Origin of the sequence: Paenibacillus brasilensis, from assembly GCF_009363115.1 — a bacterium.
Lineage (GTDB): Bacteria > Bacillota > Bacilli > Paenibacillales > Paenibacillaceae > Paenibacillus > Paenibacillus brasilensis.
Map to the genome: position 1 here is coordinate 1,923,523 of NZ_CP045298.1, position 21,319 is coordinate 1,944,841.

The following is a 21,319-nucleotide window of genomic DNA, read 5'->3' on the forward strand; positions in this document are numbered from 1 at the left end:
GCTAGTGGAGACATGCCTTACAATCGACATGGGGGGTGGGCTTTTTGAACCTAGAACAATTGGAAAAACTCATGGAAAAGGAACGCCGCGAACTGAATCGTATGGCTAACTTACACGGATTAAGGGATGAACGTGTATTGGACAAATCCTCCCGGCTTGACCGAATTATGGACAAGTACCTTCACACCAAGCGTGCGGTAAATCAAAACAATCAGGCACATTCATAAAAGCAAGCTATATCGCTGCCCTTATGGGCAGCTTTTTTTATGTACAATCTGCCCCCCCTCCCTGCACGCATCGCACTCACATCGTAAACATTTACTCACGGAATACTAGGGCTACTTGCTGCCATACTCTGTCCGCAGCAGCTTCTGTGTGAACGATATCCATTCCCTGGCTGCAAAGGATAGATAACGATCCTTCTGCCAGATCATTCCCAAATGCCAAGGGATGACGGGGTCCACCAACGGAAGAACACGCAAGCGCTCGGAATCCAGATCCCGGCAAATGGCCTCCGGTAAGAGCGCTACTCCCAGGTTCGCAGCAACCATTTCGCTAATGAGGTCCCATTGTGAGCTTTCGTAGACAACCCGCGGCTGAAAGCCGGCACGGATACACTCGGCAATGATACGGTCATGCAGCGTAAAATCCTTACGAAACAGTACAAATGCTTCCTCCGCCAGAGCGGATAGCGATACCTCCTTGCGCTCAGCCAGTGCATGCGTAGGGTGAACGAGCAGATTCAGCTTTTCCTCCACAAACAGAAAGGTCTCAAACATATCTCCACTTGCAGGCAGCACAATCACTCCGATATCCAATGCCCCGGCTCCTACGTCCCGCTCCACTTTCTTTGCCCCATCCTCGAACAATTGAATGGTCACATCAGGATAGGCCTTGTGAAACTCCCCAATGACACGCGGAAAAAAGCTCGACCCAACCATCGGCGGCAGGCCGATGCGGATATGCCCTTTTTTCAGGTTCATCAAATCGCTCAGCTCCGAGGACAAGCTCTGAAAGGACTTCACAATCGCTTGGGCCTGAAGCTCAATCACCTTCCCAGCGTCCGTCAGCTCGATTCTTTTGCCAGTTCGATCGAACAAGGTAACCCCCAGCTCATCCTCCAGGCTTTTGATCGTCTTGCTGATCGTCGGCTGTGTAATGAACATGCTCTGGGCGGCCTTTGTAAAGCTGCGTAGCCGTGCGACTTCCAAAAAATATTGTAAATGTCGGATATCCAAACCTGCACCTTCTTCCATAGACAAACGGAATACGTTTCATTCTTTATATGCATTTTACTCATGAAAGCTTGTGATGTAAAATTTCATTACAGCTTGAAAAATAACGAAATTCAAAGATAGGAGTTAACATATATGAAAAGCTTCATACGCGGTGTCCTCCAGGTTGCCGTTCTGATGGCCTTTTCACTCATCCTGAACGCTGCAGTTTCCTGGCTCCATCTGCCTGTACCCGGTAGCATTGTTGGTATGGTGATCCTCTTTATTCTGCTGCAAACCGGCTTGGTCCGACTAAGCTGGATTGAGGTTGGCGCGAACTGGCTGCTGGCCGAACTGCTATTATTCTTTATTCCCTCCGCTGTTGGTGTTATGAATTATTGGCCGATGCTGGAGCACGATGGTATGAGTATTATGCTGGTGGTACTGCTCGGCACCTTCCTGGTGATGGCCTGCACGGGTATGGTCGCCAGTCTGCTAGGTAAACGAAAGGAGCACAAATCATCATGACCGGTCTTCTATGTATTGTATTGACACTCGCTATTTACTGGATGGCCAAACGCATATATCGCACCCTGCCCAAGGTGTATATGTCTCCATTGCTTATTACACCCGTTGTTATCATTTTGATTTTGACGCTGACAGGCGTGAACTACGGTTCCTATAATTCGGGCGCCCACTTGCTGTCCACGCTGCTACAACCAGCTACGATTGCATTTGCCGTTCCTTTGTACCGCAACTTCCCTGTGTTGAAGAAGCATGCGTCCCAAATCGTATTAAGTGTACTGTCCGGCTCCGTTGTAGCCGTATTGTCCTCCATGGCTCTTGCCAAATGGATGCATCTGAATTCGTCGCTGCTCAGCAGCCTGATTCCTCGGTCCATTACGACACCCATTGCCATGAATGTATCGCAAACGATTGGCGGGAATCCAACCGTGACTGCTGTATTCGTTATTTTGACCGGATTGAGCGGTCTTATTATTGGTCCGATGATCGTGAAGCTGTTCCGTATTGAAAATGAAATCTCACGCGGGGTACTGCTCGGTACCGGTGCCCATGGTACCGGCACCTCCAAAGCATTCGAATTCAGCTCGCTGACAGGTACAATTTCCAGCATCTCTATGGTGCTCGCTGCTCTCTTTACGTTGGCGGCTGCGCCGTTCCTGTTCCACTTGATGCTGTAAGCCAGTTCTATACAAAAAAGCAGAGATTCCCTTGTTATTGGAGAATCTCTGCTTTTTGCTTTCTATTAATTCCTGCTTGCTTCAGCAGCGGAGAGAACGGAACGATTACGGAAAAGCAAAAGCAGCGCTTTGCGCCCGGACTTTTACCACCTAAAGTGCCAACGCATATCCTTCATTACCATCAAATTGCCTTAACGACGCCAGATTGCTTCTCTGACTCCACAGGTGTCACCGCTTCATACAGATTGGCATCCAGTTCATCCGCATACTGGCGCTCTTGAGCGGCGCTCCAGCCTGCATGTTCAGACATCAATGCAATAGCGGGCAGCTTCCAGCGCTTCACCTCGTCAATCTGGAAGAACAGCGCCCCAGTCCGACGTATGAAGAAATCAGACGGTGTCACCGTCATTTCCTCTTCCATTGCATACAGGAGCGGGACACGCACTTCCACAGGCAGCGCCGCTTCCGTTTCGGTGGGCTCCTTCATGCTGCGTGCCGCTATGGCATACAGCCGCTCTGTATTGGAGCCGTATCGGGTGGCCCATGCTCTAGCTGTTTGCGGGGATAGGCCGAGCGCGGCTCCCGCTATAGCTTGCTTGCTCACGAAGGCATCCCATCCCGCCGAGCCGCCTACATTGCCACCAGAAATCGGGATATGTCTGGTACGGCATGCCCGAAAGCTCTGCCCGTGCAAGCGTCCCAGTTCGCGTACTGCACGATCCACGACGAGCTCGGACATTTTCCGGTAGCCTGTCAGCTTGCCGCCCGCAATCGTGATCAGTCCTGAACGGGATTCCCAAATTTCGTCCTTGCGTGAAATTTCCGAAGGGCTTTTACCGTCTTCGTAAATAAGCGGCCGTACCCCTGCCCAGCTGGATTCCACATCCTTGGCGCTCAGCTTCATATCCGGAAACATCCCGTTAATCGCTTGAAGCACATACGCACGATCTTCAGCGGTCATTCGGGGATGAGCTGTATCCCCTTCATATACCGTATCGGTCGTACCCGCATAGGTTTTACCATCACGCGGGATCGCAAATACCATGCGTCCATCCGGTGTGTCAAAGTACACAGCCTGTTTGAGCGGAAAGCGCTTGGCATCGAATACCAGATGAACACCTTTAGTCAGGCGTAGCATCTTGCCCTCTTTGGAGCGATCCATCTCCCGTAACGTATCGACCCACGGTCCGGCCGCGTTAATGACCAGCGAAGCCTGAATTTCGTAAGGCTTTCCCGTTACCCGATCTGTCACACTTGCGCCGCTAATTCGTCCTTCGTCATACAGCAGCCTGTCGGCCTTGGCGTAGTTCACCGCCAGCGCCCCTCGCGCAACAGCCTCCTTCATAACCTCAATCGTTAGGCGAGCATCATCTGTACGATATTCTACATAGCTGCCGCTTCCCTTCAATCCTTCCCGCTTCAGCAAAGGCTCTCGTTCCAGTGTAGCCTGGATGTCCAGCATTCGGCGGCGCTCACTGCGTTTGACCCCGGCAAGAAAATCATATACCAACAAGCCAATCGAGGTGGTGAACGCATTAAACGTGCCCCCCTTGTGAAAAGGAAGCAGCATACGCTCAGGTATAGTCACATGTGGACCATTTTCAAATACGATTGCCCGCTCCTTCCCGACCTCAGCTACCATCTTAACTTCAAACTGCTTCAAATATCGAAGACCGCCATGCACCAGCTTGGTAGAGCGACTGGACGTGCCTGCTGCAAAATCCTGCATTTCCACCAGAGCCGTCTTCAAGCCGCGATCCGCAGCATCCAGTGCAATTCCGGCTCCTGTAATCCCGCCGCCAATAATTAATATATCAAAATGCTCACGCCCCATACGTTCCAAAACAGCCGTTCTCTGCTGCACAGCAAATCCCTGTTCTCCCATCATCTATCCCTCCAGCTTTGTATATATTCACGATGCGATCTACCAACCCAATCATCAAAAGATACAAAAAAAGACCACGAACATCGCTGCGGCGCATGCCGAGCGGTTCATGGTCTCTCCAAATCTCCTGACGAGTATTAACTTATCCATATCGTAGCACACACTGTACACGATGAAAAGGGAAATTTGCCTGCTTGTATTTTATCGTAAAAACGTACTACTTGAACGCCATCGCGGCATTCACCGTTTTTTCCCATCTACCATAAAACTCAGTCCCTAGCAGCCTGTTAGTCGCCCACCGATCAAACAAGATGGCGCGCGAGCTGGTTGTGCCCTGATCCTAGGCAAGAATGTATTGTTCCGACGTTTTCCGATCTCCTTGCTTAGGATGTAATGGTGCTTACTTTTTATACTTATCAGACTTTTTTTAAAAAACAGCGGTGAGCTAAGACAAGAAAATAAAGTCTTAGACTGCCGCTGTTAGTTATGGAGAACGCTTCCCGTTAGCGGAATAACCTGACTTTCAAGTATGGAACGATAGTAAAAGGGGCTTTCCCTTCTGGCTGGAAAGCTCCTAATTTGAATCATAAGCTTATATCGTCCTCAACGAGATCCCTGCCATAAATCTTCTAACAGCTCATTAGTTCCTGTATTTTCGATTGGCGTATATACCCTCATCACGAACTCACCGCTTTCAGAGAATGTAAAAGTGTTGTAACGAAACGTCAACAGTCCTGCTTGAGGATGATGTATCACTTTTTCCCCTTCCGAGTTTCTGGAAACATCATGTCGTCCCCACCACTCTCTAAACTCCTCGCTCCTGTCACATAACATGTTAACTAAATCCTGATACCACGAATCATTCATGTGCAAGGCGTATCGGCTTCTGAAATGGGCCAACAGCATAGTGGCGACGTTTTCCCAATTAACTATGCGAACTTTGTTATCCCTCATCATAAAGACGCGCCAAAGAATATTTCTTTCAATCTCTGCTATTTGGTTAAAGTCTCCACATAATGTACTTGTCATTTTGTTCCATGCGGAAACATTCCAACGCCTGTCGATGATATAAGCAGGGTATGTCCCCATCTTGTCGAGAATCTGTTGAAGGGCTGGAGAAATGGATCCATCTTCTGTGACGTTTGGAAGTATGGAATGGTTAGCCAATACGAGTAGATGGTTGCGTTCGTCGTCATTGAGTCGGAGTGTTCGTACCAAACTCTCCAGTACTTGTTCCGACACTTGGATATCCCGCCCTTGCTCCAATGCGGTGTACCATGGTAAGGAAATGCCGGATAGACTCGCCACTTCTTCTCGCCTCAGACCAGGCGTACGACGACGTGAGGTTTCAACCTGTAATCCCATATCATGCGGAGATAGACGTGTGCGACGAGTCCGAAGAAAATCAGCTAGTTCTTTTCGTCTTCTTTCAGAATTCATAACAATGATACACCTCTATATCCTAATAGAATTTATAACAGTATCCGTACGATTAGCATTCGGAACAGTACTACAAATACAGACCTATTTGAGCGTTTATAAAACTGATTATAATCGACTTGTCGCCTACAGTGAAGGAGGAGTACGGCAGTCAGGGTTGAAAAGGGCGTATTGTAATACCAGAACAATAAATAGTCGAAGAAGAGGGGATTTAAGGTGAAACCAGAACAAAACGATTGTAGCAATACTTTGAGAGGCCAACGCGTTATTCTCCTTGGAGGAACTTCTGGAGTTGGATTTGCTACAGCCGAAGCCGCTGTGCAGGAAGGAGCGTCCGTAGTCGTAGTATCCAGTCAAAAAGATAAAGTTCACAATGCACTCTTGCGCCTCCCCCAAGGTTCGGAAGGACATGTGGTTGATCTATCTAGCGAGGAGCAGGTTCGAACATTTTTCAGCCAAATTGGTGAATTCGACCACTTGGTTTTCTCAGCAGGCGAGTCATTACTAGTCGAAAATCTCAGCTCAATTGACATAGAGACTGCACGGCGATTCTTTAACCTGCGGTACTGGGGGGCGTTTATGGCCGCAAAATACGGAAGTGGGAGCATCAGACAGAACGGCTCCATCATTTTAACTTCTGGCGTTGCCGGAGTCCGACCTCAGAAGGGCTTGACGGTTGCAGCCAGCGTATGTAGTGCTGTTGAAGCTCTAACCAGGGCGCTGGCCGTCGAACTCAGTCCGCTTCGTGTTAACGCCGTTAGTTTCGGGCTAATGCGTACTGAGCTGTGGAACAGTGTTCCTGAGGAAGATCGAAACGCGATGTATGAAACTGCCGGAAAAAACCTCCTGATTGGACGAGCTGGAGAACCCGAAGACGCGGCTGAGGCTTATCTTTATTTAATGCGTGAAAAATATTCCACCGGACAGACCATTGTCGTGGATGGCGGTTCTGCACTGGTGTGATTTAATTGTACAAGAAGTATACGAGGTCACCAGAGCATGATCTTGTTCCAGGTGACCTCCCACCAAATAACTTCTTGCGTTCTACTGACCAATTCTATTGCCTATAATGCTCAAACAGCTTTTTATTGGATGTCGTCACTGCTGTAGCTCCCGCGGCGAGAGCCGCTTCCACATCCTCCGGGGTACGAATCAGTCCACCCGCCAATATGGGAATACCCGTACGTTCACTGACCTCCTTAATCATTGGCGGAACAATGCCGGGCAGCACCTCAATGTAATCGGGCCGTGTCTTTTCCACCAGCGCGTAGCTTTTTTCCAGTGCAATCGTATCAAGCAGGAACACCCGCTGAACCGCAAGGATTCCCTTCTTTTTAGCAGTGGCGATCACTCCAGAGCGGGTTGAGATGATCCCAAACGGCTTAATCTCCTGACACAAATATTCTGTAGCATATTCATCATTCTTCAAGCCTTGCACCAGATCAGCATGCAAAAGCATCTGCTTGTTCCTACTCCTGGCTAGCTGATACAGGCTGCGAAGCTGCGCTACATGTGTATCCAGAAAAACCGCATACTCATAGGAGCTGTCCAAAATGTCCTCCAGCTGCTTCATTTGCTTAGCAGCAGGTAAAATGCGTTGTCCCTGAAATGGCATGGATATCCCCCTTGGATCTCTAGGCTAAAATGCCGGTCAAATCTTTCAAATTTTATATTATCACTCTGTTCAGCGAACGTGAAGCGGTTTCATTTTTAGGCATATATAAAAAGCCGTTCTCCCGATCGTAAATGCCTTCGGGAAAACAGCCTTAGTCCTTAACAGAAATAGATCACATCATACGTCAGAGCCCATAAAAAGCTTATATTGTGTGCTGCAGGCTCAAGCTGTACTTTTTTATTCATATCCAATCTCCCTTCCTTTCTTGTCTTTATATACTTAAACGAGTTCCACTCTTTCCAATCGAAGAATTTTAGCTCTGGCTTGGTAGAGGCGCTTGACTTTCATTTTATATTGTAACTATAATAGTTACATATCCAAGTTCGTGAATGAGCAGGATGCACTTACAATTAAACCATTGAAATGACCAAATTATATTTATAGGAGGCTTACTATTATGAAAATTGCAGTTATTGGTGCAAGCGGTAAAGCAGGAAGAAATATTATAAAAGAAGCATTGGACAGAGGGCACGAAGTAACCGCGATCGTTCGCGACCCGGCTAAAGTAACAGAAAATCGTGCCACTGTGGTACAAAAAGACGTTTTTGATCTGAAAACAGATGATTTGAAAGGTTTTGACGTAGTCGTTAACGCTTTTGGCGCCCCATTTGGACAAGAGCATCTGCATGTAGACGCAGGTAACGTACTGATTGAAGCGCTGCGTAATGTGTCCGGTACACGGCTGATCGTGGTAGGTGGTGCAGGCAGCTTGTTTACTGACGATTCCCACACCCTTTTGGTAAAAGATACTCCTAATTTCCCGGATTTCGTATACCCAACAGCACATAATCAAGGAAAAAACCTGGAAATTCTGCGTGGCACCAGCGACCTGAACTGGACTTTCATCAGCCCTTCTGCTGAATTTGCTCTTGGCAAACGTACAGGCTCTTATCAAGTAGGCAAAGACACACTCTTGGTTAATTCCAAAGGTGCAAGCTATGTCAGCTATGAAGATTATGCAGTAGCTGTGATCGACGAAATTGAAAAGCCACAACATCTGAACCAACGTTTCACAGTGGTATCCGAGTCCTAATTTCAGCATCTTGGCAGCACATTTAATCATAAAAAAGACCCTTCGCTCATTTTCTCCTGCTGCATGGAAAAGTCTGATTTACTCTAAATCAGGCTATCTATCCATACGTGTGCCGTGGGAATATGAACCCGAAGGGTCTTTTCGTTATGACTTGTTGACGCCAACCTTCTTCTTCGGTTCGTGAAGGGAAGATTCCTTTTTATCGCTAAAACATAGCTTGAGAATCGGAGGCGCAGCCAAGGTTGTCAAAATAACGGCAATGATCACCGATGTAAAATATTGCTGTGCCAATAGACCTGTCTGTAGACCGGTAGCTGCAATAATAAGCGCGACTTCACCACGCGATATCATCCCGGAGCCGATTGCAAGCGAAGAACGGTTATCAAAGCCCGTTAGCCGTGCCCCAAGGCCTCCACCGATCAGCTTTGTCACCAGCGCAATCAGTGTCAAGGCAACAACAAATCCAAGCTGCTGTCCCACTCCCTCAAAGGAAACATTTAAACCAATACTGACAAAAAACACAGGAACAAAAATGGAATAGGCGATGGGCTCCACCTTTTCCTCGACGACGTGCTTATAGCCTGTTTGTGCGATGGCAATTCCGGCTGCGAAGGCTCCGATAATCCCTGCCATCCCCAACACATCAGCAAAATACGCAAACCCAAAGCAGATAATCAATGCAGCCGTGATGACTGCTTCAGTCACTTTTAGTGGAGCAAGTATTTTCATAATCCACGGAACAACCAACCATCCTCCCAGAATAGCTCCCACAAAAAAGATTAGCTTTTTGCCGACAAGAAGCCCGAGCGACATCTCTTGTCCGTTCATACCGAACACACTCATCAGCACTGCAAGCAGCACCACAACGAGCACATCATCCAGCACAGCCGCACCCAAAATGGTCGAGCCCTCCCGGGTATTTAGCTTGTTCATATCCTTGAGCACCTGCACCGTAATACTTACAGAGGTGGCACTCAGGATAACCCCGAGAAACCACCCTTCATGCACCGAGAATCCAAAGGCTTCCCCTACACCAAAACCGCAAACCAGCGGTAAAATAATACCTCCGACCGCCACCGCTACCGCAGGTTTCCAGTTACGTCGAAGCTGATCCAGGTCAGTCTCCAGTCCGGCAATGAACATCAGCAGCAGCACGCCGATCTCAGACATATCATGAATCAGCGTATCGTTCTGAACCCATCCTAATACGGCTGGACCCAGCACGATCCCCGCGATCAGCTTCCCCAACACCGCGGGTTGGCCGAGCCGGACTGACAGATGACCTGCAACTTTTGTGAACAACAGAATCAGCAGAAGATATAGTATAAATTGCATAGGCGGATAACCTCCTTTTATTTAAGTTTTTGGGCTCATTTGCGCATCATCCAGAATTTCAAAACATTCCTATAGTCATAAAATGCAAAATAAACGTGCAAAATATGTGTCTGACCTGGCACATGACCACTCTGACAAAATAAAAAGGGAAACCTGAAGTGCAGCACAGGTTCCCCTCCAAAAGACAAGGAGGAGCCTTGGTGACAGGCTCCTCCGGTAATCATGTTCATTTGATATTGTCGTTCATATTCGCGCAATGAGTAACTTTATCTGTTTATTATACCTCTTCTGCAAACCCATGTAAATGTGGTTTATCAGCTCTCTGCTTTTTTCACATATCGGTCGCGGTATTCATGATTCAGCATACTCATCAGGATCGAATTATGGTATTCATGATTGTAGAATAAAGCATCCCTTTGCACACCTTCACGCTGAAAGCCTACTTTTTCATAACAACGAATGGCCCGTTCATTATAATCAAATACATTCAGCTCAATCCGGTGCAGATTACAAATACCGAATCCGTAACCCAGCATCAGAACAAGCGCCTCGGTGCCGTAGCCTTTTCCTTGATCCCCTTGCTCAATAATGGCGATACGGATGCCAGCGCTGCGATTCATGGTGTCCATATCCTGCAGGGCTATATCCCCGATGATACGATCATCCTCGCAAAGCGCGATCAGAAGCAGCAGGCTTGAGGTATCCTGGCCCTTAGCCTCGATATAGCGGGCAATTTGATCCTTGGTAAAGCTGCGCTGTGTGCCTGTCAGCCTCCGCACATCCTGATGGAACAACGTATTATAGTATAGCTCCGTGTCCTCCACATGAATGGGACGCAAGTATACCTGTGGTCCTTCAAGCAATCGTGCTATAGGCGCGGTTGTTGATTCTCGGTGATTCATGGGTTATTCCTCCTAGATTAAAATTCCGAACTGCAAAACCTAAAACAAACGACTACGCAAGGTCGACATTCTGTTCTGGAGCAAGGCTGGAATCAGCGAGGGGTTCTCGCCAAATGACGGATTGAAGCAGTAGTCCGGCCAATCCCAAGACTCCAACGGTCAGCCCGATCCAGACAAAAGCTGTCCCTGCCCCTGCCATTTGAATCAATAACCCACCGGCAAGCGGCGAAACGATCATGATCGCTCCAATCACGGTGCTTTGGATACCGAAGACACGCCCCACCATATCAGCCGGGGTTTTGGCTTGTAATATGTAATTCTGGGTGATGATGTACAGGCCATTGCCAATGCCTAGTGTGGCCCCAATCGTAAGCAGGACGGGCAAGCCAGTCCCCGGTTGCGCCCAGCCCAAAGCGGCAATAGCTCCGCCAACCAGCACATAGCCTCCACCGAGTCCCCAGCCTGCGCTTATGCGATTCAAGCGATTAAGCACCAGCATGCAGCCGACGGCGCCAGCCCCTATGGCTGAAACCAGCCAGCCGAGCAGCGATTCGTTACCCGGAGCGAGCACCCGCAGCAGCGTGGGAAACTGGTAGTCAATCATGAGAATGGCGATCAAGCCGAAAAGCCCGAATATAAGCGTATGCAAAAGCATTCGAGTGCGCCAGAGGAACGCCCAACCCTCACGCCATTGGCTGAGAAAGCCGGATGCGCGGACAGGCTCCTCTCGCATCCTGGCATCACCAGCCTCAGGCGCTGCATGCAATGCCGGCTTTTCTTGCAGCTCGTCAGCAACCGCTGCTTGCTGATCGGTGCTGGCCAGCGCCGGGCCGATTCCGCGCAGTGGCCACAGCAGCAGGCCCGAGCAGAGACGCAGCAATGCATTTAGAATAATGCATGCCTGGGGGGACAGGACAGTCAAGGTCATGGCGCCCAGCAATGGCCCTGCCACTTTGGAGGCCTGATTGACCAGCCCATTCAGCGAGGTCGCCCGAAACAGGTCACCACTGGCAACTACTGTGCGGGTCAAGCCTTGCTGTGACGGCATTTGGAATACACCAGCCGCCGCGCGCAAACCCAGCAAAGGCAATAGCCATGCCGGACCTGGGACGGCGAGAATCGCCAGCGTCAATAAGGCGATAGCTGCATCGCAGCCGATCATCAGCCAGGCCTTGTGTACCCGGTCAGCTAACGTACCTGCGATGGAGCCCAGCAGCAGACCTGGTAGCGCCATCACTACCGGAATCAGCGCAATCAGCATGGGATCAGCTTCCCAGCGATAAGCAACAAGCACCTGAATAGCGATAGCATCAAACCAATCGCCAAAGGAGGCAGCTGTGTGCGCCGCAAACATTCGCGTAAAACGGCTATTGCGCCAAATGCTGGGCGTGGATTGCAATTCTTTCTTCTCCTTCATTTCTACTCACCCTGCTCTCAATTTTCTGCCTCTTTAGCAATAAGAACATCCTAACGGGCCTATATCAGAAGAAAATCAGACAGCAAAAAATATCAGACTGCAGAAAGTGTCTGCTCCAGCCAGCGCCTCAGTGCAGGACGATATAGTGTTAAGCCGTTGTCCTGATCAAGTCGTTCGTAACGAGCCGCATATTTTTCTTCCAGCATGGGGTAGGTGCCACAAAGCTTCAAGAAGCCACGGATTTGACAGACCGCTTTGATTTTTAGCAACTCCTGTTTAGCCATATCCAGGGTGTCCAGCCCTTCATCCATGAGCCGCTCGGCGTTTTCCACATCTCCAGTGCGCAGCAGCATAAGTCCACGCATCAGGCGATAACGGCCCAGTTCGCGCAAATACGGAGCCTTCGACAGCATGCCTTCCAGACGATCGGACAGTTCGGCAGCCTTTTCCATGTGATTGGCAACCAGATGCATGTACATCTCCATCAGTGCAACAGGCATCACAAATTTATCGAGGTCATTCCGCTCCATCACTGCAAAAGCCAGCGGAAGACCCTCCTGTGCGCGTTCAGGTTGTCCATTCTCCACATAAGCCTCAAGGATGTTGAGAATACGCAATTCCCGCTCCTGCTCTTTGGATAGTAATCCACTGGAAAGCACCTGCTCACATAGATCAAGCTTCTGATCCGTTACCCCTGCTGTACCTGTATATAGCAGTAACATCCAGTATATTCGATTTCTGGGATTAAAATCCTCTTGTTCCAAAAACCACAATATATCGCCTTGCACAAACCGAGTATACATCTGATAAAAAGGAGACAGTTCAAAACCCATCTGCTCCTGCTGGGCAGCCAGCGCTACGATGGAATTGCCCTGCCCCAGCAGCTGGTATTTTCGGAATAGTCCATGCACGGCGTCCTGCACCTCCTGATCGTACAAAGACGGATGATTGGGTCGCTGCACGTCAGTCAGGGTCAAGCTGTAGCCATACCCTCTAACCGTATGAATACGGAACACATTCCATGACTTGAGTTTTTTGCGCAATCTATAGATATGATCATCCACTGTACGCTCCACCGGATACTCCAGCGGTCATACACGATCCAACAGCTGCTCGCGGGTGAATACCTGGTTCCGGTTATCATAGAGAAAACGCAGCAGCGCAAACTCTTTTGCCAGCAGTATGACCTGCTCTGTACCACAGATTACACTGTAGCCCTCCGCATCAAATTGCAGTCTGATCATCCACCTCGCCTCCGACATATCGTTTCTTCGCTGCGCCCAGCCCTGTAAACATAAGCACAACACTCAGGCACAAGAGCAGCAGCAGCGGAATCGTCCAGCCTTGTGTCGCATCATGCAAATAACCGAACAGCGTTGGCCCCGTCGCCGCCAGCAAATAACCAAAGGATTGAGCCATGCCAGACAGCTCTGCCGCCTGCTGCGGTGTCCGCGTTCGCAAATTAAAGAACATCATCACTAACGGAAAAGCAAAACCACCCGCTATACCGATACAAATGACCCAAATGACACTCCACTGTGTAGCTCCCAGCAAAAATCCGCCCAGACCGATAAAATACAGTACAGCCATAATGAGAACCAATATCCGCTGATCCTTCAAGCGTGCTGCCCAAATCGGCACAATAAAGGTAAATGGCATTTGCGCAAACTGCAACACGGACAGCATCCATCCTGCAGTCTCGGAATCCATTCCCTGTCCGCTCATCATCTCGGGAAACCAGGCGGCAGGGACATAAAACAGGGCAGATTGCAGCCCCATAAACAGCGTCACCTTCCAGGCTAAAGACGATTTATACACATTGACGGTTCGGGCGGATATTGCCGCTTTATCAACCGTTTTTCGCGCTTTGAGAAGCTGGGGAATCCACAGTAAAATACCGATGACACCCATAATCGCCCATATTCCCAAAGCACCACGCCAGCCCATCCCTGCGTTCAAAGCGAGCGGTATACTCAGACCGGAGGCTGTTGCAGCGACCACATTCATGGATACTGAATATACGCCGGTCATGAGTCCACTGTTACGGGGAAACTCTTCTTTAATCAGACTGGGCAGCAAAACATTACACACTGCAATAGCCAGCCCCAGCATGGCTGTTCCGGCAAATAATGCAGTCACTCCCAATGTGGAACGTACCACAATGCCTGCGGTCAACAGCAGCAAGGCTGTAAAAATAACACGGGGTGACCCGAAGCGGCGTGCCAGATGAGCTACAAAAGGCGACAATAGTGCAAAAGCAAGCAGCGGTAATGTCGTTACTAAGCCGCTCAGTGTATTCGAGATATGCAAAGAATCCTTAATCAAGCCGATCAGAGGCCCTACAGAAGTAATCGAACCGCGCAAATTAGCACCTACCAGAACCACTCCTAAGGCAAGCACCCAAGGACCGGCATACCACAAAGATTTGTATACTAAAGCTCGTTGGTGTTGCTGTGAATTCATCTCTCTATTCTCCAATCCTACTGTGTTATGCTCAAAGGCTCCAACCGAGTGTACGGCTGGAGCCTGAGCAATTTTTCTCTCATTAAATTATAAAGGCATTTATGCCATATGCATAGAACGGATCAACAGCATAAACTCCTAATCTTCCAATTCAGCATACAGCTCCAGCCGAATAAGCAAAAGCTGCCTGCAAGGATTTGTTCCTTTGGAGGCAGCCTTCAGCTTATGACCCAAATGTGTTCTGCGGTGCTTCCCTTGCTTGACTTGTTTAACTCGCTTAACGCACCAGCCAGCCGCCATCCACCGCAAGGATATGACCATTCATGTAATCGGAACCTTGACTGGCGAGGAAAACAACAACCCCCATCAGATCGGAAGGATCGCCCCAGCGGCCTGCAGGAATACGCGACAAAATTTCCTGATTACGGCTCTCGTCCGCACGAATTGGAGCTGTGTTCACAGTAGCAATATAACCAGGGGCAATCGCATTAATCTGAACGTTATGAACCGCCAGCTCGTTGGCAAATGCCTTGGTCAAGCCAGCCACTGCGTGCTTGCTCGCTGTATACGGCGGAACGAACTTGCCGCCCTGAAAAGCAAGCATAGAGGCGACATTGATAATCTTCCCGCTTTTTTGCTCTACCATCACCTTCACTACTTCCTGGCTCAGATGATAATGATCTTCACCGCTAGCAGAACAAGCTTAATAAGGCCGAATCATAAGATCGGCCTCAACCTTCAATAGCCCGTATTCGCTTTTGTGTGACCTAAGCAGCTTATGAGTGCTCAGGCGTACCAAGGAATACGGGCTATTTTTTTTATAATGTATGACTCGATGCTCGTCTACAGTGTTTTGACGGATTCTCCCCGATTAATATCCGGCACAAAACGGTAAATGATCGGAACCGATTCGCCGCCCTCCTCAATGCTGGACAGCAGCGTCTTGGCCGCCTGCTTCCCCATATCCGCAATCGGCTGCGTAATAGTCGTAATCGGCGGATTGTAAATATGGGCAAACTCCGCATCGTCAATTCCTATAATGGATAGCTCAGCCGGAATACGTATGCGGCGGGCATTCACATATTTCAGCGCTTCTGCCAGCACGATATCATTCCCGGCCAACAGCGCAGTCGGCGGCTCCGGCAGTTGAAACAGCTCCTTCAGCGTCTGCTGGATTTCTTCTCTCGGTACACTGCGCATGTACTCCTCCCGAAAGGGCAGGCCAGCCTCCTCCAGCGCCTTAGGCTTCTTCATCGGTACACTCCTTGTCCTTCATGTACTGCGTTAATACAACAAAAGTATATCTTTTTTTAGTAAATTTACCATACTTCTATTTATGAATGCCATGATTATATCAATTGAACTTCAAAGTTACCGATCATGTCACTGCGCAGAGGGATGCTGGATAACGATGGCTCTCCGGGCAGCAAAAAGAGGTAGCTCAAGACGTTCTCTTGAACTACCCCGCGTTTACAACTGTATCGAAAATCTAGGCTCCAGTTAGCCTAAAATGCTACTCGCATCAGTGCGCCGGAATCGGGGTTGTGGGCTGATCCGGTGTATCCTGCTCGACCAGCGCATGCTTCTCCCACAAACGGCTTCTCCAGCGGGCATACATAATGACGGCACGAGTCCATTCATCAGCGGCAATAGCCAGCCACACACCTGCAAGTCCCATATCCAGCTTGAACACAAGCAGATAACCAAGCGGTAAGCTCATGCAAACCATGGAGATCAGTCCCATAAAGACCGGGAACTTGGCATCTCCAGCGGCACGCAACGAGTTAATAATGACGATATTCGTCGTCCGGCCGCTTTCCAGCAGGATGCTAAGTAAGATGACCTGTGCTCCCAAACGGATAATTTCAGGGTTTTCGGTGAACAGACCAAGCAAAGGCACACGGAAAAAGATAACTACCACATCAATAACCACGGTCACGAGCAGCGCCCATTTTACACTGCTTAATACACGTTTATAGGCTGTATCCTTCTGTCTGGCTCCCACGAGCCTTCCCACCACGATAGCCGTTCCCATACCGACTGCCATGCTGAACAAGTAAATATAGCTTGAAATGTTATTCGCATATTGACGCGTTGCCATTGCTTCTGCACCCAGATAAGTCACGTATAATGTGAATATGAGCTGGCACGACTGATACATAATGGATTCCAGCGCGGATGGCACACCAATACGCAATATTTTAGAGATAAATTTTTTGGACAATTGGACGTAATATTTCCACTCCACACGTACTTCGGTCACCCGGTACATAAGCCAGAAGAAAATCAAAAGACAAATAAAGCGGCTACCTACCGTAGAAATAGCTGCCCCCTCTACACCGAGCGCAGGCATGCCCCAATGTCCGAAAATCAAAACATAGTTGCCGACGACGTGGGTCACGTTCATCAGCACCGATACATACATCGTTTCCCGGGTAAACCCATGGGTACGAATGGTTGCCGCCAGCGCGTTAATCAATGCCTGAAGGAAAATGGCGCCCCCGACGATACTTATATAGGATTCTGCATAAGCCAGAATATCTCCCTGGACGTTCAGCCACTGCAGCATATGAGTACCAAACACGAGAAAAATGACGCTAAGCAATAGACCAACCATTAAATTCAACGTAATGGCCGTGCCCGTAACCTGGGCCGCTTCGACAAGTTTTTTAGAACCGATATATTGAGCTACGACGATAGCAGCGCCGTTGCCGATAACCTCCAGTACAAGGATGGCAATTGAAATAATTTGGTTGGACGCGCCCACACCCGACACTGCATTATCAGATACAGAGCTGAGCATGAATGTATCGACGCTTCCCATCAGCATAAACAGGAACAATTCAAGGAATATAGGCCATGTCAGACGGAACAAATTCAGTTCCTTGGCTTCGGACAATACCGAACCATTTTTTAATGCTCTGGTTGTCATTCATTCACCTTTCTTCATAGATTTATTTAACGATCAAAGGGTATGTTAGCACAGTCATTCTGAAAATACATCCCGTTTACGTTAAAAGACTTGCAAAGCGCGTAAGAATTCATTTATCACTTTCTTTCAATTGATTATCGAACTTTATTGAAACATAATAGGGCACGATTAGATCCGTAATCCTCGCTTTTCCGGCAGAATTAGGGCGTAAGTGTATAATATATGATAAGCCTGTGAACATTGCCGCTGACAGACTGCGAAGATGGTTATAATCTAAATTTTTAAAGGCTCATACTGTAATAAAGGAGGCTTTTACAAATGACTCAATCATTTCAAGCCCTGGTCGTCGATCAGACACAGGACGGTGAAGTTCAGGCAGAGGTACGCTCTTTGGAAGCTGGCAGTTTACCCGCTGGAGAAGTATTGATTCGTGTCGCTTATTCCAGCATCAATTATAAAGACGGGCTTGCCGCCCGCAAGGATGGCAATATCGTCAAAGCCTATCCGTTTGTACCTGGCATAGACTGCTCTGGAACGGTCGTGGCTTCGGAGGATGGCCGCTTCAGCGCAGGACAGGCCGTGCTCGTGACCGGATACGGGCTCGGTGTATCCCAATTCGGAGGATTCAGCGAATATGCGCGCGTACCTGCGGATTGGGTCGTTCCGCTTCCGGACGGACTCACACTGAAAGAGGCGATGATCTACGGGACTGCCGGATTCACCGCAGCCCTGTCGTTATATCGGCTGGAGCAAAACGGCGTTGCGCCGGATCAGGGCAAGGTACTCGTCACTGGAGCAACTGGCGGTGTAGGCGGCGCAGCCATTGCCCTGCTGAACAAGCGGGGCTACCATGTCGTAGCCAGCAGCGGCAAGGCCGATGCGCACGACTACCTCAAGGCGCTCGGAGCCGCCGAGGTTATCTCCCGCGATGAGGTCTACGACGGCGCGGAGAGCATCCGGCCGCTGGGCAAGCAGCTTTGGCAAGCGGCTGTAGATCCTGTAGGCGGAAAGCCGCTCGCTTCGCTGCTCAGCCAAGTCGCCTACAACGGCTCCGTTGCCGTGAGCGGCCTGACGGCAGGCACCAAGCTGCCTACGACGGTGCTGCCGTTTATTTTGCGCGGCGTAAGCCTGCTGGGCATAGACTCCGTCTTCTGCCCCTACGACACCCGCGTAGCGATCTGGAAGCGGCTCGGTAGCGACTGGAAGCCGGAACGGCTGGAGCAGCTTGTTGAGCGCGAGATTGGGTTGGCTGACCTGCCAACCGCGCTGGAGGACATCCTTGCAGCCCGCTCGCAAGGAAGAACGATTGTGCGGCTGGCCGATTAAGCGGAAGTATGATCCACAAGCGGCCATGATATCGTTTTTTTGCGTGAAGGAGTGTTCACTCAATAGCACTAAACTTCAACTTCGAAAAAATTTTAGAAGCCTGTAAATCTGCATTTTTGAGATTTACAGGCTTCTTTTTTTCGGGCGGCAGGCGGTACATTTCAGGAAAAGCGAAATATAATGGACGCGGACGATCTATTTTTCAGGATAAATGAACTTTTATAGAGCCCCAGTTGTTATATAGATAAACTGCACAGGAAAGGAGCGCGAATATTGGAAAGCAATCGAGAGTTGTTTGATCTGTATCAACGGGATGTATACCGCACCTGTTACTACATGGTACATAACGCATCGGATGCAGAGGACTTAACACAAGAAGTGTTTATTACCCTCTTTCGCAGCCATCGTGAACACATCGGACAACTAAAAGCCTGGATTATGAAAATCACAGTTAATCATTGTCTCAATTACCTTAAACGTCGGAACAGCCTGCATATGAAGGTATCGTCCAATCCACATTTATTCACCGGAACGGAAAGCAAACCCGTGGACAGACAGGTGGAGGAACGCGAGTCGGCAGAGGAATGGGCCGCTTATATGAATCGTCTTCCAGCCAAAATCCGCGCTGTGCTGACGCTCCGCTATATGCATGATTTCACGCTGGCGGAAATATCCGAACTGCTGGCAATCCCGCTGGGAACCGTCAAATCCAGGGCACATAAAGGACTTCGGCTCATGGAGCGAATACTACGGGATGCAGGTGCACATATACCCGAGATGGGAGGAGAGAACTATGAACAACGTCGAAAAAGCATTGAAGCACAAATTAAATGAAGATTCGGGAGTTGCTTATCCCGACTTTGAAGATATGTGGAACCGGATGGAGCAGGCAGGACAGACGGCCCACACACTCCCGGAAGCCCCCAAATCCGTTACTCCACGCCGACATCGAAATTGGCGCAAAATTGCTATTGCAGCTTCGCTGAGCACACTTCTCGTTGCCGTGCCCGTCTATGCCGCCATCCAATATAACTGGGACAATCTGCTGCAGGGAAGAAAAGGGATCGAAACGGCACTAGCTCAAAATCTCGGACAGCCGCTGGAGCAGTCGATCACCCGAGACGGAGTGAAGCTGACACTACACACAGCTATCGTCGATGAGAACCGAACGGTGATCCTGTACAGCCTGGAAGTTGGAAAACGCGCAAAGAACGAGTTTTGGAATGTCAAAGGCGTGTCGCTTAAAAATGCCGCGGGTACCAGCAGCGAAGGGGAGTACAGCTTTCAGCAATGGGATGAAAAGAATCAACGGTACAACGGGTACTTTGAAAGTGATTGGACACCACAGCAAGAGACAGAGAACATACGGCTGACCGTAGACCATATCGAGCTCAGTAGTATACAGGAGGTCGATTTGCCGCTCGATATCCAATCGCCACAGATACAGACCTTCAAGCTGGATCGTGACGGTTTGCAGGCTATGAAGGTACAGGTATTTGAACAAGGAAAGGATAAGCTGCTGCTGTCCTCGGCAATTACCTTCAATTCGTCTATAGCAAAGAAATGGGATAACCCGCAAATCATTGCCTACAAAGGCGGGGAGCCTGTGATGTCGCAGTCTGGAGGGGCTTTTGGTACACCCGGAGAGAATGGGGAATATACAGCACAGCAGTATTTTAAGCGTGGAGATATCCCGAAAGTGCAGACCACCTATAAACTGCAATATGCCAAAATCGAGAGAGGTATAGATGAACCGATCAACTTTGACCTGCAGCTAAGCAAGAAGAGAATGGAAAGTGGAACGATTAAAAGCGTGCTGAATACTCCATTGGAGAACGGCAATCCGAATTTTATGGTAGAACAAATGATTGTCACACCTACGCAAATCCGTGTCACGATCAGAAGCAAAAAGAAATTCGCCAGCTTGCCTTATCAGAAGTATGTCCTTGATGTGAATGGCAAGACGTTAAAGGGTAACCGTTGGTCATCACCTGATCGTGAACCTGATCTGAACACGATCGGTTTTGAACGACCGTCCGATCTTGTGATTACCCGGGACACACCGATTAATTTTACAGGCAAATATAAAGTCACGGCTCATTCAGATGACAAAACACCACAGCATTTAACTGATATTTCTGACCAAAAGCAGACGCTAACCACGCATATCGGCGGTTATCCTGTGAAGTGGACCTATTACAAACAAGGGATGAACTTGTTCGTGGAAACCGAAAGCGAGGATGCTCGATTTGGAGGGATCAACCAGACGCATATAGGCCTGGGGGAAGGACGAATCCTCGGCAAGCCGATCACAGCCAACTTCGACGGAGACGGCATTAACAAGGCAGTGGATGTTTACAAGAACTTCAAGGGGAAGGAAGCTTCTGTCTATATGTTCTACTATACAACGGACGATCCGGAAGCAGAAACAACCGTAGCCTTGCAGCCATCGAACCACCAAAAGTGAAGCATCCGAATGGCACATCTAACTAAAT

Annotated in this window: 17 protein-coding genes and 3 pseudogenes; 8 read left to right on the forward strand and 12 right to left on the reverse strand. The window is 49.1% G+C overall.

Annotated elements, in window-relative coordinates:
* The first annotated feature begins 44 nt into the window (after positions 1-44).
* Positions 45-227 (forward strand): aspartyl-phosphate phosphatase Spo0E family protein, encoded by a 183-nt coding sequence (locus GCU48_RS09075; RefSeq protein WP_025721441.1) that lies wholly within the window; start codon positions 45-47, stop codon positions 225-227.
* A 111-nt stretch (positions 228-338) separates the two neighbouring features.
* Here GCU48_RS09075 and cidR read toward each other — a convergent pair whose 3' ends face one another.
* Positions 339-1,238, reverse strand: a complete 900-nt coding sequence (cidR, locus tag GCU48_RS09080) for a cidABC operon transcriptional activator CidR (RefSeq protein ID WP_244316140.1) — start codon at positions 1,236-1,238, stop codon at positions 339-341.
* Between the two features lie 132 nt (positions 1,239-1,370).
* On the opposite strand from cidR, the gene GCU48_RS09085 reads away from it, so the two are divergent.
* Positions 1,371-1,742 carry a CidA/LrgA family protein gene (locus GCU48_RS09085; RefSeq protein ID WP_025721445.1) on the forward strand — a complete coding sequence of 124 codons (372 nt, stop codon included), beginning with the start codon at positions 1,371-1,373 and terminating at the stop codon, positions 1,740-1,742.
* Complete coding sequence (locus tag GCU48_RS09090; RefSeq protein ID WP_152379786.1) at positions 1,739-2,416, forward strand: CidB/LrgB family autolysis modulator; 678 nt, start codon at positions 1,739-1,741, stop codon at positions 2,414-2,416. Before GCU48_RS09085 ends, GCU48_RS09090 begins: the two co-directional genes overlap by 4 nt.
* Before the next feature lie 181 nt (positions 2,417-2,597).
* On the opposite strand, the gene GCU48_RS09095 is transcribed toward GCU48_RS09090, so the two are convergent.
* Positions 2,598-4,301 carry a glycerol-3-phosphate dehydrogenase/oxidase gene (locus GCU48_RS09095; protein ID WP_152382127.1) on the reverse strand — a complete coding sequence of 568 codons (1,704 nt, stop codon included), beginning with the start codon at positions 4,299-4,301 and terminating at the stop codon, positions 2,598-2,600.
* A 603-nt stretch (positions 4,302-4,904) separates the two neighbouring features.
* On the reverse strand, positions 4,905-5,741 hold the full coding sequence (locus GCU48_RS09100; protein WP_152379787.1) for a helix-turn-helix transcriptional regulator: 837 nt from the start codon (positions 5,739-5,741) through the stop codon (positions 4,905-4,907).
* Between the two features lie 216 nt (positions 5,742-5,957).
* Here GCU48_RS09100 and GCU48_RS09105 point away from each other — a divergent pair, with 216 nt between their 5' ends.
* Positions 5,958-6,704: an SDR family oxidoreductase gene (locus tag GCU48_RS09105; RefSeq protein ID WP_208811985.1), complete on the forward strand. Its 747-nt coding sequence runs from the start codon at positions 5,958-5,960 to the stop codon at positions 6,702-6,704.
* A gap of 94 nt (positions 6,705-6,798) precedes the next feature.
* Here the strand turns inward: GCU48_RS09105 and GCU48_RS09110 are convergent, their stop codons facing one another.
* Positions 6,799-7,356 carry a glycerol-3-phosphate responsive antiterminator gene (locus tag GCU48_RS09110; protein ID WP_152379788.1) on the reverse strand — a complete coding sequence of 186 codons (558 nt, stop codon included), beginning with the start codon at positions 7,354-7,356 and terminating at the stop codon, positions 6,799-6,801.
* Between the two features lie 457 nt (positions 7,357-7,813).
* Between GCU48_RS09110 and GCU48_RS09115 the strand changes: the two genes are divergently transcribed.
* Positions 7,814-8,449, forward strand: coding sequence for an NAD(P)-dependent oxidoreductase (locus GCU48_RS09115; protein WP_025717292.1), 636 nt, complete (start codon positions 7,814-7,816; stop codon positions 8,447-8,449).
* Between the two features lie 144 nt (positions 8,450-8,593).
* Here the strand turns inward: GCU48_RS09115 and GCU48_RS09120 are convergent, their stop codons facing one another.
* From GCU48_RS09120 to GCU48_RS09155, 8 genes and pseudogenes are all read right to left on the reverse strand, one after another.
* Entirely contained in the window at positions 8,594-9,784 is a 1,191-nt protein-coding gene (locus GCU48_RS09120; RefSeq protein ID WP_152379789.1) for a cation:proton antiporter, read from the reverse strand.
* A 314-nt stretch (positions 9,785-10,098) separates the two neighbouring features.
* Complete coding sequence (locus GCU48_RS09125; protein ID WP_152379790.1) at positions 10,099-10,686, reverse strand: GNAT family N-acetyltransferase; 588 nt, start codon at positions 10,684-10,686, stop codon at positions 10,099-10,101.
* A 52-nt stretch (positions 10,687-10,738) separates the two neighbouring features.
* Positions 10,739-12,103 (reverse strand): MFS transporter, encoded by a 1,365-nt coding sequence (locus GCU48_RS09130; protein ID WP_152379791.1) that lies wholly within the window; start codon positions 12,101-12,103, stop codon positions 10,739-10,741.
* 92 nt (positions 12,104-12,195) lie between these two features.
* Positions 12,196-13,347, reverse strand: a pseudogene (locus GCU48_RS09135) (winged helix-turn-helix domain-containing protein).
* Positions 13,328-14,566: a CynX/NimT family MFS transporter gene (locus tag GCU48_RS09140; RefSeq protein ID WP_152379792.1), complete on the reverse strand. Its 1,239-nt coding sequence runs from the start codon at positions 14,564-14,566 to the stop codon at positions 13,328-13,330. The pseudogene GCU48_RS09135 and the gene GCU48_RS09140 overlap by 20 nt, the downstream one beginning before the upstream one ends.
* 277 nt (positions 14,567-14,843) lie before the next feature.
* Positions 14,844-15,242, reverse strand: a pseudogene (locus tag GCU48_RS09145) (SDR family oxidoreductase); the annotation flags it as partial.
* 167 nt (positions 15,243-15,409) lie between these two features.
* Positions 15,410-15,808 (reverse strand): annotated as a pseudogene (locus GCU48_RS09150) (substrate-binding domain-containing protein); the annotation flags it as partial.
* 280 nt (positions 15,809-16,088) lie between these two features.
* On the reverse strand, positions 16,089-17,498 hold the full coding sequence (locus GCU48_RS09155) for an MATE family efflux transporter (RefSeq protein ID WP_152379793.1): 1,410 nt from the start codon (positions 17,496-17,498) through the stop codon (positions 16,089-16,091).
* Between the two features lie 318 nt (positions 17,499-17,816).
* On the opposite strand from GCU48_RS09155, the gene GCU48_RS09160 reads away from it, so the two are divergent.
* The 3 genes from GCU48_RS09160 (at position 17,817) to GCU48_RS09170 (ending at position 21,291) form a co-directional block, all read left to right on the forward strand.
* Positions 17,817-18,824 (forward strand): acrylyl-CoA reductase family protein, encoded by a 1,008-nt coding sequence (locus tag GCU48_RS09160; RefSeq protein ID WP_152379794.1) that lies wholly within the window; start codon positions 17,817-17,819, stop codon positions 18,822-18,824.
* A 273-nt stretch (positions 18,825-19,097) separates the two neighbouring features.
* Positions 19,098-19,658: an RNA polymerase sigma factor gene (locus GCU48_RS09165; RefSeq protein ID WP_152379795.1), complete on the forward strand. Its 561-nt coding sequence runs from the start codon at positions 19,098-19,100 to the stop codon at positions 19,656-19,658.
* Positions 19,618-21,291, forward strand: a complete 1,674-nt coding sequence (locus tag GCU48_RS09170; protein ID WP_152379796.1) for a DUF4179 domain-containing protein — start codon at positions 19,618-19,620, stop codon at positions 21,289-21,291. The genes GCU48_RS09165 and GCU48_RS09170 overlap by 41 nt, the downstream gene beginning before the upstream one ends.
* Positions 21,292-21,319 lie beyond the last annotated feature (28 nt).